General features: G+C 47.6%; 12 protein-coding genes. 10 read left to right on the top strand and 2 right to left on the bottom strand.

Features of this window, described 5'->3' with window-relative positions:
• Position 1: 1 nt before the first annotated feature.
• The 9 genes from ADK28_RS22575 (at position 2) to ADK28_RS22535 (ending at position 12130) form a co-directional block, all read left to right on the top strand.
• The gene (locus ADK28_RS22575) at positions 2-3034 is read left to right on the top strand and encodes a type I restriction endonuclease subunit R (protein ID WP_048796726.1); all 3033 of its coding nucleotides are present in this window, start codon (positions 2-4) and stop codon (positions 3032-3034) included.
• A 16-nt stretch (positions 3035-3050) separates the two neighbouring features.
• Positions 3051-4295, top strand: a complete 1245-nt coding sequence (locus tag ADK28_RS29300) for a restriction endonuclease subunit S (protein WP_204375379.1) — start codon at positions 3051-3053, stop codon at positions 4293-4295.
• Positions 4295-5425, top strand: coding sequence for an AAA family ATPase (locus ADK28_RS22565; protein ID WP_048796725.1), 1131 nt, complete (start codon positions 4295-4297; stop codon positions 5423-5425). Before ADK28_RS29300 ends, ADK28_RS22565 begins: the two co-directional genes overlap by 1 nt.
• Positions 5426-5446: 21 nt before the next feature.
• Positions 5447-7075, top strand: a complete 1629-nt coding sequence (locus ADK28_RS22560; protein ID WP_048796724.1) for a type I restriction-modification system subunit M — start codon at positions 5447-5449, stop codon at positions 7073-7075.
• A 253-nt stretch (positions 7076-7328) separates the two neighbouring features.
• Positions 7329-7733 carry a TIGR03757 family integrating conjugative element protein gene (locus ADK28_RS22555; protein WP_048796723.1) on the top strand — a complete coding sequence of 135 codons (405 nt, stop codon included), beginning with the start codon at positions 7329-7331 and terminating at the stop codon, positions 7731-7733.
• Between the two features lies 1 nt (position 7734).
• Positions 7735-8742, top strand: coding sequence for a TIGR03756 family integrating conjugative element protein (locus ADK28_RS22550; RefSeq protein ID WP_048796722.1), 1008 nt, complete (start codon positions 7735-7737; stop codon positions 8740-8742).
• 10 nt (positions 8743-8752) lie between these two features.
• Positions 8753-10234, top strand: coding sequence for an integrating conjugative element protein (locus tag ADK28_RS22545; RefSeq protein ID WP_048796721.1), 1482 nt, complete (start codon positions 8753-8755; stop codon positions 10232-10234).
• Between the two features lie 16 nt (positions 10235-10250).
• Positions 10251-10622: a hypothetical protein gene (locus ADK28_RS22540; protein ID WP_048796720.1), complete on the top strand. Its 372-nt coding sequence runs from the start codon at positions 10251-10253 to the stop codon at positions 10620-10622.
• Positions 10619-12130 (top strand): conjugal transfer protein TraG N-terminal domain-containing protein, encoded by a 1512-nt coding sequence (locus ADK28_RS22535; RefSeq protein ID WP_048796719.1) that lies wholly within the window; start codon positions 10619-10621, stop codon positions 12128-12130. The genes ADK28_RS22540 and ADK28_RS22535 overlap by 4 nt, the downstream gene beginning before the upstream one ends.
• 35 nt (positions 12131-12165) lie before the next feature.
• On the opposite strand, the gene ADK28_RS22530 is transcribed toward ADK28_RS22535, so the two are convergent.
• Positions 12166-12567, bottom strand: a complete 402-nt coding sequence (locus tag ADK28_RS22530; RefSeq protein ID WP_053091638.1) for a hypothetical protein — start codon at positions 12565-12567, stop codon at positions 12166-12168.
• A 231-nt stretch (positions 12568-12798) separates the two neighbouring features.
• On the opposite strand from ADK28_RS22530, the gene ADK28_RS31815 reads away from it, so the two are divergent.
• The gene (locus tag ADK28_RS31815; protein ID WP_152929738.1) at positions 12799-12996 is read left to right on the top strand and encodes a hypothetical protein; all 198 of its coding nucleotides are present in this window, start codon (positions 12799-12801) and stop codon (positions 12994-12996) included.
• A gap of 229 nt (positions 12997-13225) precedes the next feature.
• On the opposite strand, the gene ADK28_RS32765 is transcribed toward ADK28_RS31815, so the two are convergent.
• Positions 13226-13528: hypothetical protein (locus tag ADK28_RS32765; RefSeq protein WP_048796718.1), on the bottom strand; the 303-nt coding region annotated here is incomplete at its 5' end.

Below are 13528 nucleotides of genomic sequence, written 5' to 3'. Positions count from 1 at the left end.
AATGACTAAAGAACAACAAATTGAGCAAGGATTAATTGCCAAATTAAAAGATCTCAAATACATTCATCGCGACGATATTCACGATAAGGCAAGCCTTGAGGCAAATTTTCGCAAGAAGTTTGAAGCTTTGAATCGCGTTAATCTCTCTAATGCAGAGTTCGACCGCTTACGCGAAGAAATCATCACGGCGGACGTCTTTAAGGCAGCCCAAATCCTACGAGAGAAGGGGAAGTTCACTCGAGAAGACGGCACGCCGCTTGAATATACGTTGGTTAACATCAAAGATTGGTGCAAAAACGATTTTGAAGTAATCGATCAATTGCGTATCAATACTGATAATAGTCACCATCGTTACGATGTAATCCTACTGATCAATGGCCTTCCATTGGTACAGATCGAACTAAAAACATTGCAAATTAGCCCTCGTAGAGCCATGGAGCAAATCGTTGAGTACAAAAACGATATCGGCAATGGCTATACCAATACTTTATTGTGTTTTATACAATTGTTTATCGTTAGTAATGGTAACGATACGCGTTACTTTGCTAACAACCGTAAAGAACACTTCAGTTTCAATGCTGATGAACGTTTCTTGCCTATTTATCAGCACGCAGATAAGAACAACAAAAAAATTGCTCATTTGCACGACTTTGCCAATGATTTTCTAGCTAAATGCACACTTGGAAAATTGATAAGCCGTTATACAGTACTGGTGCAAAGTGAGCAAAAAATTCTCATTATGCGTCCGTACCAAATCTATGCAGTTAAAGCTATCATCGAGTCTATTCATCAAAACCGTGGTAATGGTTATATCTGGCACACCACCGGCTCAGGTAAAACCCTTACCTCGTTCAAGACATCCACATTGCTGAAAGACAATCCCGATATAGAGAAATGTCTATTCGTGGTAGACCGTAAAGACCTTGATCGCCAGACACGCCAGGAGTTCAATAAGTTCCAGGAAGGCTGTGTTGAGCAAAACACCAATACGGAAGCATTAGTGCGCCGAATGCTGTCGGAAGACTACGCCGATAAAGTGATTGTGACTACCATCCAAAAGCTGGGACTAGCATTGGATGAAAATAGCAAACGTAATAAGGTGCAGCAAAAAAAAGGGAAACAAACTTACAAAGAACGTCTAGAGCCGCTTAGTGACAAGCGTGTTGTTTTTATCTTCGACGAATGTCATCGTTCCCAGTTTGGTGAAAATCACAAAGCTATCAAAGAGTTCTTTCCTAAAGCTCAGATGTTTGGTTTTACCGGTACGCCTATATTTGATGAAAACTCAAGCTATCCGCAAGTCGATGGCAATTTGGCTTATTTCAAAACCACTGAAGATATCTTCGAAAAAGAATTACATGCTTATACCATTACTCATGCAATTGAAGATAAGAACGTACTAAGCTTTCACATCGATTACTTTGGTAAATATGGTGATATCAAGCCTCAAAAAGGGCAAACACCACCGCCAGAAGCTGTGGTTAAAGCCATACTAGATAAGCATAACAATGCAACAAACCAGCGTCGCTTTAATGCTGTGTTAGCCACTGCCTCTATAAATCATGCAATTGAATACTACGAGCTATTTAAAACCCTTAAAGCACAAAAGCAGGCAGAGGACGAAAACTTCGAGCCACTAAACGTTGCCTGTGTATTCTCCCCCCCCGCGCAGATTGCTAAGGACGATGAAAGTAACGGTGCCGACACAGCCAAGAATACTGCGGACATCAAACAACTACAGGAAGATCTCCTACAAGAAAGCAAAGATAATGAAGTCGAACCCGAAAAGAAAAAAATAGCACTGATGAACATAATTGCCGATTACAACCAACAGTACGGCACTAATCACTCGATTAATGAATTCGATCTTTACTATCAGGATGTACAGCAACGTATCAAAGACCAAAAGTACAGCAATATTGATTATCCGCGTAGCAATAAAATCGATATCACTATTGTGGTGGATATGCTGTTAACTGGTTTTGACTCCAAATATCTAAATACTCTGTATGTGGATAAAAGCCTTAAATACCATGGGTTAATTCAAGCCTTCTCACGGACTAACCGCGTACTTAACGATACCAAACCTTGGGGAAATATTCTCGATTTCCGCTACCAAGAAGACGAGGTAAATACAGCCATTGCACTGTTCTCAGGTAGCGCTAAAGACAAAGCCAGAGAAATCTGGTTGGTCGACCCCGCATCTAAAGTAGTTGAGTCTTTCAAGAAAAAAGTCGATGAACTACAAAGGTTTATGGTGTCCAATGGTTTAGCCTGCACGCCCGCAGACGTGCACAACCTAAAGGGCGATATTGCTAAAGCGGAGTTTATACAGCACTTTAAAGAAGTGCAAAAACTTAAAACCCAGTTAGAGCAATACACTGATCTGGATGAAGAAAACCGGGTAGTTATTGAGAAAAAACTGCCTACGGACATCTTACGTGGCTTTAAAGCCATTTACATCGACACTGCTATGGAACTGAAAAGTAAACAAGGTAAAGGTGCCGGTAAGATAGAAGCAGTTGAAGAGCTTGAGTTTGATCTGGTGCTGTTTGCATCCAGCATTATAGACTACGACTACATAATAGGACTGATTGCCAAATCTACTCAAAAAACCAACAAACAGAAAATGACACGTGAGGAGCTTATAGGCATGATCAGTTCCAGCGCCAACCTGATGGATGAGCGTGAGGATATTATTGCCTATATCAATAGCTTGAAGGTAGGTGAAGCATTAAATGAAAAGGAAATACGAGAAGGCTATCAAGCGTTTAAAGACCAGAAAGTCACTCAAGAATTAACACGGATTGCTGAAAAGCATGGTCTGAAAACAAACGCACTACAAGCATTTGTTGATGAAATTCTTGATCGCATGATTTTCGATGGTGAGAAGTTAACTGATCTACTGGCTCCTTTAGAGCAGGGCTGGAAGGTTAGGCGTTTGGCTGAATTGGCGTTAATGGAAGATTTGGTTCCTTATCTACAAAAGCAAACTAAAGGTCGCGAGATTTCGGGGTTAGATGTATATGAGTAAAAGAAAGAAGGTTGTTATGGCACCCAAATTGCGTTTTCCCGAGTTTAGCGATGCTGATTGTTGGGAAATAACAAGATTATCAGATGTGCTTACTGAACACGGCCTAAAAAGCTCGGGGGAGGAAGTTGTTTTCTCTGTATCAGTTCATAAGGGGCTGATAAACCAAATTGAACATTTGGGGCGAAGTTTCTCCGCTTCAAATACTGCTCGCTATAACCGGGTGCTCCCTGGTGATGTTGTTTATACCAAGAGTCCAACTGGCGATTTTCCTTTTGGCATAGTTAAACAAAGCAGACTAGATTATTCCGTAATTGTCTCTCCTCTATACGGTGTTTTTACTCCTAAAACAATGGGGCTGGGAATTTTACTGGGCTCGTATTTTGAGTCATCTGGGAATACGAAGCTTTATCTTGAACCGCTTATCCAGAAGGGGGCAAGGAACACAATAAATATTAATAATAAGAAATTCTTATCTGGAGAATTATCGTTACCTCAAAGTACCTCTGAGCAACAAAAGATAGGGCAATTTCTTGATTCAATTGATGATCTAATAACATTTCATGCCGAAAAACTGAATAACCTGAACACCCATAAAAAAGGCCTGATACAACAAATCTTTCCTGTCGAATATGAAACTGTCCCTAAGCTTAGATTTCCTGAATTCCAATCCTCTGGCAATTGGGTGAGTAGAAAAATAAGCAATTTGCTAAGAAAAATATCTAATCCAGTCAACGTGAAGGATGATGCGTTATATCGCGAGATTGGTATTAAATCACATGGTAAGGGAATATTTCATAAGGAACCAATTAAAGGGAAAGCACTTGGTAACAAACGAGTCTTTGAAATAGAAAGAGATGCCTTTATTGTCAATATAGTATTTGCTTGGGAATTGGCCATTGCAAATACGTCTGAAACTGAAGAGGGAATGATTGCATCTCACAGATTCCCTATGTATAAACCATATAAAGATAGGGCCGATGTTACTTATATAAAGTACTTTTTTTTAACCGAAAAGGGTAAGGAACTATTGTGGATAGCCTCACCTGGCGGCGCAGGAAGGAATAAAACTTTAGGACAGAAAGAGTTCGAAAAACTGGAGTTTTTGCTCCCTGAATCTTTAGATGAACAGCAAAAAATAGCGAGCTGTCTCTCTTCGATCGATACATTAATCGATGTTGAAGCCCATAAACTAGACGAACTAAAAGCCTACAAGAAGGGGTTGGTTCAGAATATGTTACCAGCTATGGACGGTTTAGTTTAATGACTAATAAACCCAAAATTTACAACTACAAAAGTCTCAGAAATGTTGTTGTTCGTATGAGAGATGATTTACGCAACAACGATGGCGGAGTCGATTTTGTGTTGTTGTATGCCTATAATGGAACAGGCAAAACCCGATTGTCGATGGAGTTTAAAGAAGCAGGTAAACGAAAAAGAGGCGTTGTTCGCGATACACTCTATTTCAATGCATTTACTGAAGACTTATTCCACTGGGACAATGATCTCGCAAATGATGCTAATAGGGTGTTGCAGATCAATTCGGAGTCCAAGTTTTTTGACGGTTTTAAAGAGCTGGCTCTCGAAGAGAAAATTTTTTCCTACTTGATGCGTTACAGTAGTTTCGATTTTAAGATCGATTATGATAATTGGCATATTACATTTAGCAAGTTTGTAAAGAACCCTAGATTCCGGCCAGATTCAGAAGAACCTGAAACTGTTGTGCAAGATAATATAAAAATTTCGCGCGGCGAAGAAAATATTTTGATCTGGTGTGTTTTTTTGGCAATTTGCGAATTGGTAATTGATGGCTCAGAATCTTATAACTGGGTGAAATATTTTTATATTGACGATCCAATTTCGTCGCTGGATGATAACAATGCCATAGCGATGGGCTCTGACTTGGCGAAGCTCTTGCGACGCTCTATTGGAAAAGCCAAAACTGTCATATCATCTCATCACAGTTTATTTTTTAACGTCATGTGCAATGAGCTAAAAAAACATCAACATAAGTCCTATTTTTTTTACAGCCATAATGGTGATGGTCATAGCCTTCAATCAACGAGCGATACCCCATTTTTTCATCACGTAGCTATGCTAAGCGAGTTAAAGAAAGCTGCTGATGAAGGCAGATTATATGCCAGTCACTTTAATGTTCTGCGTGGCGTGATGGAAAAGACTTCCGCATTTTTTGGATTTAATGATTTTTCCGACTGTATCCATGGTGTAGAGGATGAAGTTCTTTTTTCTCGAGCCCTGAATCTATTGAGTCATGGCGACTACTCGCTGTTTGACCCAAAAGAGCTAACTGAAGACAATAAGCGGCTATTTAACAGTATCCTGAATGGATTTCTGGATCGATACGCATTCGATTTGCCAAACATCCATCCATAGAATCTAGGTAGATAAATAATTATGACTAAAGAACAATTAAGCCAGCTTGGCAAAACCCTCTGGAATATCGCCGATCAACTACGCGGCGCAATGAATGCTGATGACTTTCGAGACTATATGTTGTCGTTCCTGTTTTTACGTTATCTCTCAGATAACTATGAGCAGGCAGCAAAAAAGGAGTTAGGTTGCGACTATCCAGAAACAGAGGAGGGTGATCGCCGAACTCCGCTCGCCATATGGTATGAGAATAACGTGGAGGATATTGCCGACTTCGAGAAACAAATGAGACTAAAAACTCATTACGTGGTTGAGCCACAGTTCTTGTGGAGTAGCATCTCAGAAATGGCTAGGATTCAAAGTGATGATTTGCTCAAGACTCTCGATAAAGGATTCGGTTATATCGAAGAACGATCGTTTGGCCGCAATTTTCAGGGGTTATTTTCTGAAATTAATCTGTACTCTGAAAAGTTAGGTAAAACCCAAAAAGATAGAAACAACAAATTATGTATAATAATTAAGAAGATATCAGACGGCATCTCCCAGTTTAGTACTGATACGGACATCTTGGGTGATGCCTATGAGTACCTAATCGGTCAGTTCGCCGCGGGTTCAGGTAAAAAAGCTGGTGAATTCTATACCCCACAGCACGTTTCTACCATTTTGTCTGAGATCGTTACTTTAGATAGTCAGGATCCGGCAGCAGGTAAAAAGAAAAAAATTAAACAGGTGCTGGATTTTGCATGTGGTTCGGGCTCCTTGCTACTAAATGTGAGGAAACAACTTGGACCACATGGCGTTGGTAAAATATTCGGTCAGGAAAAGAATATTACTACTTATAACCTTGCACGCATGAATATGTTGTTGCATGGAGTGAAGGATACCGAGTTTGAAATCCATCATGGTGACACCTTAGAAAATGATTGGGATATTCTCAATGAGATGAATCCAGCCAAAAAGATGGAATTTGATGCTATAGTTGCTAATCCACCATTTAGTTTACGTTGGGAGCCAAACGACTCTTTAGGTGATGACTTCCGCTTTAAGAATTACGGACTAGCCCCTAAGTCAGCGGCAGATTTTGCCTTCCTCCTGCATGGTTTTCATTTTCTCAGTGAGGATGGTGTGATGGCGATAATTTTACCACACGGAGTACTATTCCGTAGTGGTGCAGAAGAGCGCATTCGTACTAAATTGTTAAAGGACGGCCATATAGACACAGTAATTGGTTTACCTGCCAATCTATTTTTCTCAACTGGTATTCCCGTGTGTATTTTGGTTCTCAAACGCTGTAAAAAATCAGACGATGTGCTATTTATTAACGCCTCAGAACACTTCGAGAAAGGTAAGAGCCAAGATTATCTCTTACCAAAGCACATCAACAAGATCATTGAGTCTTACCAGTTCCGCAAAGAAGAAGAACGATACGCTCGTCGTGTATCGATGAAAGAAATTGAAAAGAATGACTACAACCTAAATATTTCCCGCTATGTCAGTACGGCACAGGCAGAAAAAAAAGTCGATTTGAAGGAGACTCATAATGAACTGGTTGCTATTGAAGAACAGGTTTACAGCGCAACGCTTCGTCATAACGCGTTTCTTAAAGAACTCGGCCTTCCTTTGCTGCCATTGACAGGCAAAAAGCAATCTTAAAAAGACACGATATTGATCATGTAAAACTAGAGTCCGAATCATTAGCATTCGGGCTCCCTCTAAACGATTCATTAGGTGCTATGAACCAGCTTTCAATGATCAAGTTTTACGACTGATTATTGATTTTTCGGTTGAGATCTCAACGATTTGACGTTGGGACGAAATTATCATAATCCAATAAAGACTTCTTTGCTGCCTTTCTGACCACGTCGTAGCACCCTGTGTGGATTCTATCCATGCAGGAGTGCAGGCTATGAAAATCAGCATGTTGCTGACGTTGTTTCCTCTGCTGATGCCGGCGTCGGTGCTTGCCGACACGGTACTCTATACCGATTCCCACCATCCCCCGACTAACGTCGATGCCTCGGTATCCGTTATTTATCTTGACGGTCCTGAACAGCTGCAGGCGCAGACGTTTGGAGAGCTGTCGTCGAATCCGGATGAAGCAGAGCGCCAGGCTAAAACCGTGCTGCAGTCACCGCAATGGCAGGCCCATGAACAGGAACTGGCCACGGTCTATCGTGCAGTGGTACGAGCCTGGGAACTGGGCGTGACAAAAGTGCCGGCCGTTGTGTTTGACGATAGGGACGTGGTGTATGGCACGGCTGATGTCGCCCTGGCTATGGCGCTGCGCACCCAGTCACAAGGGGGGCAGTGATATGCAGCGAACCCCTTTGCATGGGATGCCCCCGGAACAACCCCGCCTTACCCTTAAATCCCTCAGTGTGGCCATTATGTTGTCTGCCGCCAGCGTGCCGGCGGCGAACGCTGCGCTCAACAGCGCGCAGATTGTCGCGAGTGCTGTATCGCAGGCTTGTATCAGCTGGCGTGTCAGCGGCATTTGTTATTGGCTGCTGTGCACGCCGTTTGGCTGCAAGGTGCGGACCTCCGTCAAAGTCACCCACTTTATCCCGGAAGCCGTAGTGTCGGCGTACAACACCCAGGGAGGTAATCCCTGGCGTGAAATGTCGATGGTGAGCCAGGCTGCCGGCGGGCTGGAAAGCAGTATCACCAGCGCGCTGAGTGGCGTGTCTGCCGGCGGTGGTAACAACGAGCTGAAAACCCCCGGGGAACGTAAAACCAACCTCCACTTCAAGTATGCCGATGCCATTGGTCATCCGGCAACGTCCCTGATTGGCGGCAGCATTGCCGGCTATTCGTGCCGCACCGCCGCGACCCCTTTTGTGCCGTACTTCCTCAGCACGCTGGACAGCCTGGCATGGCGTACCGGTATGCCCGAATCGCTGTACCCGGAGGCGTTGATCCCCGGCCAGCGTGAGGTGGGCAGTCAGGCGGCCGCGAATATGTGGGGCAACGTCTATCCCCGATCGGGATTTGTGACCCAGGTCGATGACGACAAGGCCGGCGCCCTGGTGGCGCAGCGGGTGGTGGACATCATCACCCGTTCTGGACAGCCCCATGTCTATCAGCCCCTGATGGGGCAGCGCTCGGAAGGGTACTGGCCACCAGGCGCGGTTCAGGAAAATACCGGAACCAGCAACCACAAATGGCAGCGCCTGGCGCCTCAGCTTAGCCAGTCCTGCGCCGTGTTTCCGGACGGTGACCATCCGCCGGCAGCGGATGCGAACGCTGCCTTTGCCCTGTGGCAACCCTATAGCTGCTGCCAGCGCCGCGGGCAGCGTTTCCTCTACAGCACGGACTTTTGAGGCATGAACGATGAATAACACGATGAATAAATCTCTCTGGGGACGGCGCAGCCTGCTGTCTCTGCTGATTACCGGCAGCCTGGCACTGGCCGGTGTGAATGCGCACGCTGACGACAATGACAATAACGGCACCCTGTTTGGCATTTCGTTGCCCCAGGTGAATGACAGCAATGTGGGGTACGGGAAGAGCGCCAGCGGCGCGGTCTCGGACAAGCTGTTTTACTCCCTGGGCGGCGGCTCGGTGATTTCACAGCCGGCGACGCGCGGCAACATGCAGCGGCTGGGCATGAACCTGGGCTGGAGCTCGGATTTGATGTGCGGCAACTTCGACCTGAAAACCACCATCGGTAACCAGCTCAACGGGGTGACGGACGGCTTCAAGAACCTGATGGGCAGTGTTATCCAGGGGGCTACCGGTGCGGTGGCCAGCCTGCCGGCGATGGCTATCCAGCGTGCCAACCCGGGGTTGTATGAAATGCTGACCAACGGGGTGCTGCAGGGCGGTGTCGCGTTCGACAAGGCACAGCTGAATTGTCAGAACCTCTCCAAGCGGATGATGGATATGGCTGACTCCGGCGGCTGGAGCCAGGCCGCCGCGATGGAGGAAGCCAAGAGCCTGATCAATAACGGGGATGCCGATGCGGTGCGGTCGATGAATGCCACGGAGAAAGTAACCGGGCAATCCGGCCAGACCTGGATCGGCGGTCAAAAGCGGGGTGGCGCCGGCCAGCCGGCCATCAAGCCCACGCATGACCTGGCCGCAGCTGGCTACAACATGATGAATGCGTTGCCGGTCACCAGTACCTCCAGCGTATCCGGCAGCAGCTGCACCGGCGGTGCCTGTGCCAAATACGCCAGCAGCGAAGAAGCGGCCGCCGCTGTGGTCAAGGTGTTGGGGGATTCCTCCCTGCGCACCTGTAAAGATGCAGCGCAATGCACCAGTGGTGAAGGCAGTGAGCAGCCAGGCAGTACCGTAGCCGGCACCGGCTTTGCCCCGATGCTGGAAGAGGCGACGAAGGAAAATAACGAGCAGTTGGCCAAACTGGTCAACGGCGCAGAGAAACCCACCTCGGCCAACCTTGCCAAACTCAAAACGGGCAGCCTGGCGGTGACCGCCGGCGTCATCAAGGCACTGCAGCGCGACCCGGATAATGCTGCCCTGGTCGGTCGCCTGGCCAGCGAACTGGCGATGGCGGACACCATTGAAACGGCCTTTATCATGCGCCGTATGGTCACCACCGGCATGTCAGAGCCCAATGCTGCTGTCCAGAAAATGGCGATGGAAGAGGGCGATCGGCGTATCGAGGCGCTGGATCGCGAAATCACGGCGCTGAAAAACGAGATGGAGATGAAACGCGAGATTTCCCGTAACGCGGTGCTGACCATCATCGATCGCGAGAACAACCGTGCGGAAACCAACCCGCAGCGTCAGTCGGTTGACAGCCCGGACACCAAGTTCAACCAGTTGGCCGTACCGGAAAGCGACCAGTAACCGTGGGGATACATCAATGACTGGAACAGAGAAACAAGGTGTGTCGCCCCGCAGGGGCGGCCGGCTCGGTTACCGGGCAAAGCGTGTCCTGCAGATGTTGGGCATGCTGGTGATTGCGATGATAGTGGCGCTGGGCATGGCCCACTGGGGTGTCAATCACCCAGGAGAGAGTGCCGCGTTACGTGACTGGGTGCACAGCACCCGTTATGGCTGGCTGAGCTGGCGCCTGGCGCTATACGCCGTGCTGGCCTGGGGATTCTGGAAAATTTGGCATGCGCCGGATTGCAAACCGGAATACCGGCAACCCCTCAAGCGCATGGCCATCGCCTGCGCGGTATTTGCCCTGGCATGTGAATACAGCCTCTTTGGCGGAGGGCTGACGTTATGATGACCAACAGCTATCTGGAGTATTTCCTGACGCTGCTCGGCTGGCTGATTAACAACGGCCTGTGGGAGCTGCTGGTCAGTACGGGGTTGTTTGTGCTGCCCTTGCTGTTCAAAGTGGTCTCCATTTGGTTGAAGGTGCGTGAGGAAGGTGAGGATGAGGGCAATAAAGGGATGTTGTCCCTGCCACGCATCGAGAACCTGCTTTATGGTGCGTTCTTCGTGATGCTTGCCTGCTGCCTGCCGTTGATGAATGTCAGCCTGGATACCATCAAATATGACAGCAGCCGGGCGGCAACATGCGGTACCTGGACACCAAAAAAGCCGGATGAAACCGGATACGCCAACATCATGTCGAGCATGAACGGCCAGACGGCGAAGGTGCCGGTGTGGTGGTTGGTGGTGCATAAGCTGTCTAAGGGGATCACATCGGCGGCCGTGGCTACCATCCCGTGCCGGCCGGATCTGCGGCAGGTCCGCTTTGAGGTCCAGCACAGCCGGGTCAACAATCCAGGGCTGGCGAAGGAGCTGCAGGACTTCACCAACGACTGTTACGCGTTGGCACTGTATACCTGGCAGAACCGCGACCAGGGGCAGACGACGGACAAGGCCACGCTGCGTGATATCGAGTGGCTGGGGTCGAAGACCTTCCTGAACGGCGGGTTCTACAACAACCTGCAGTCGAAAACGCCGCGCGCCAGCTTCCCGTGGAATGAGGGGCGGGACAGTGGTCGGCCAAACACCGGTCGGGGTGGTTACCCGACCTGCAGTGAGTGGTGGTCAGCCGGCGAGACGGGCCTGGAGGCCAGGGTAGTGAAGCAGGTCGACCCGGGCGTGATGCTGCGGATGTCCGCCGCGTTGAAGATGATGGGGCAACCGGACGCCGACTATAAAGAAGCGGTGGTGCGTCGCCTGGTTAGCCCGGATAACCTGACCGTCTCCCAGGGCGGACGGGCGTATGCCGGCTATGGCGGCAACGCTGACTTTACCCTGGACAACTCGGTTAACCGTATTGCCTCGATGGGCGGGACCGCGCTGGGGAGCCTGGCGGCGTATCCGGCCTTTGATGCGATGCGTCAGGCGCTGCCGATGGTGCAGGCGGTGCTGTTGATGGCGGTGTATATCATGGTGCCACTCATCCTGGCTTTTGCAGCCTACGAGTACAAGACGGTGATCACCGTGACGTTTGTGGTGTTTGCGCTGAACTTCCTGACGTTCTGGTGGGAGCTGGCGCGGTGGCTGGACAGCTGGCTGCTTGAGGCGCTATATGGCTCGGATACGCATAGCCGCTGGAATGTGGCCGGGTTCCAGAACAGCACTGATGACCTGATCATGAACCTCGTGATGGGGTGCATGTTTATCGTGTTGCCAGTCGTCTGGATGGGAGCTCTCTCATGGGCTGGAGTGAGTGTTGGACATGCTATTGCTTCCGCAGTAAATAGCGGTACAGAAACAGCCAAAAATACGGGGGGTAAAGTTGGTGATGCTGTAGCAAATAAATTTACCCGGTAGCCATGACTAACTGACCGAGTAAAACACCAGCTCGGTCAGTTATCGGCAGGAGACTTATACGGAGCACCGTCATATTCGTTGTTCATAACAGCACTTTCGTATGCATAGTCCGCTGATTTTTTTGAGTTTTCCAGACTATTGTTTTTACGGTCAAAATCACTTGAAAGATTTTGACCAACATTTTGAAGAATGAACGCGATCGCCCAAATAAAAAGCATACAGCCGGCGACAACAAGCCCCCCGAACAGTATTGCTGTGACTGAACCTGTAAGAGCGATAGCAATCGGAACATGGCCTACCCAGCCTGGAAGACTGTGCTCTCGTACCTTAGACACACAGCGCTGGTCCCATCTCATCATTGTATCTTTCAGACGAGCCCACTTGCGGGCAGCCCAAAAACCTCGCTGGTAGGCTTGTTGCTCTCTGGTTTGGCTCATAATGCCTCCATACACCTGCTTAACCTTTTGGGCACTATAGCCTAAATAACAACCAATGGCTATTTACCAATGTCTTATGATACAGGGCAGTTCTCGCATCTCGCACGCGCTTTGGCCCCCCAGTTGCAGAAATCTACAATGGTGCTTAAGCATGAGTATGGTGCTACGCTGTGACTACACGATGTTATTCTTTAGGCTTTTCTGGAGAATAGTAAACTAAGGAGTAGTAGAATGGATTGGGATCTTCCACTCGTTATCAGTTTGTCTGGGTTTGTTTTGGTTGTTGTTGTTTTGTCACGCTACTTTCTTAAGTATTCAATGAACTTCCTAATCACAGAAAAAAGAAAAGTTGGCCTTGGTATCTATGCTTTATTTAATTGGAATGGTTTTGACGGCGGTTATATCTCTTATTCTTCATACAATGATTAAGTGAGGTTAGGTGCCTGGTGCTCTATGGAGCCTGTTTAATCGAGAAGGAAGACTCACACTCGGTTACTGTGTAAAAAGTGCCACTATCGTTCAGCATATGGCAGGCGAAACAGGGGGAGACACTGGCTCTACGTCGATTGATAAAACCAAAACCCCACTCGGCACGGCGCGAAATCCCAGCGTCAGAGGATCGCAGCGACTGACATTATGACATTATGACATTATGACATTATGACATGTTTGCCATGTGATCCTTGATTTGCTTAAAAGCGTCGCTGTTACAATTTTGCTGATTAAAAAATTGCTTTTCCGACACCGTTAATTGGTGGTAAAACTGCCCACTCTTAGTAACTTTCAATATTTGCCAAAGATCAGAAAAATCCTCCCCACTGTCTTTTTCGGAAGGCGCGAAAGAGATTGACAACCCTCTTGTGATACCCGAAAAAAAATGTATTTGATTATCCGCTGCTCGAAGGGCCACGTGATTAATAAAATAGCAATCACGATGCTCGCGTCCATCTAATAGACTGAT

Source organism: Serratia sp. 506_PEND (assembly GCF_001076875.1).
Taxonomy (GTDB): domain Bacteria; phylum Pseudomonadota; class Gammaproteobacteria; order Enterobacterales; family Enterobacteriaceae; genus Serratia; species Serratia marcescens.
This window is presented reverse-complemented; position numbering and strand designations above follow the sequence as displayed.

Excerpts from the sequence above, each read along its gene's own strand:
- ADK28_RS22575 (WP_048796726.1), top strand. The coding sequence starts at position 2 with ATGACTAAAGAACAACAAATTGAGCAAGGATTAATTGCCAAATTAAAA.
- ADK28_RS29300 (WP_204375379.1), top strand. The coding sequence starts at position 3,051 with ATGGCACCCAAATTGCGTTTTCCCGAGTTTAGCGATGCTGATTGTTGG.
- ADK28_RS22565 (WP_048796725.1), top strand. The coding sequence starts at position 4,295 with ATGACTAATAAACCCAAAATTTACAACTACAAAAGTCTCAGAAATGTT.
- ADK28_RS22560 (WP_048796724.1), top strand. The coding sequence starts at position 5,447 with ATGACTAAAGAACAATTAAGCCAGCTTGGCAAAACCCTCTGGAATATC.
- ADK28_RS22555 (WP_048796723.1), top strand. The coding sequence starts at position 7,329 with ATGAAAATCAGCATGTTGCTGACGTTGTTTCCTCTGCTGATGCCGGCG.
- ADK28_RS22550 (WP_048796722.1), top strand. The coding sequence starts at position 7,735 with ATGCAGCGAACCCCTTTGCATGGGATGCCCCCGGAACAACCCCGCCTT.
- ADK28_RS22545 (WP_048796721.1), top strand. The coding sequence starts at position 8,753 with ATGAATAACACGATGAATAAATCTCTCTGGGGACGGCGCAGCCTGCTG.
- ADK28_RS22540 (WP_048796720.1), top strand. The coding sequence starts at position 10,251 with ATGACTGGAACAGAGAAACAAGGTGTGTCGCCCCGCAGGGGCGGCCGG.
- ADK28_RS22535 (WP_048796719.1), top strand. The coding sequence starts at position 10,619 with ATGATGACCAACAGCTATCTGGAGTATTTCCTGACGCTGCTCGGCTGG.
- ADK28_RS22530 (WP_053091638.1), bottom strand. The coding sequence starts at position 12,567 with ATGAGCCAAACCAGAGAGCAACAAGCCTACCAGCGAGGTTTTTGGGCT.
- ADK28_RS31815 (WP_152929738.1), top strand. The coding sequence starts at position 12,799 with ATGGATTGGGATCTTCCACTCGTTATCAGTTTGTCTGGGTTTGTTTTG.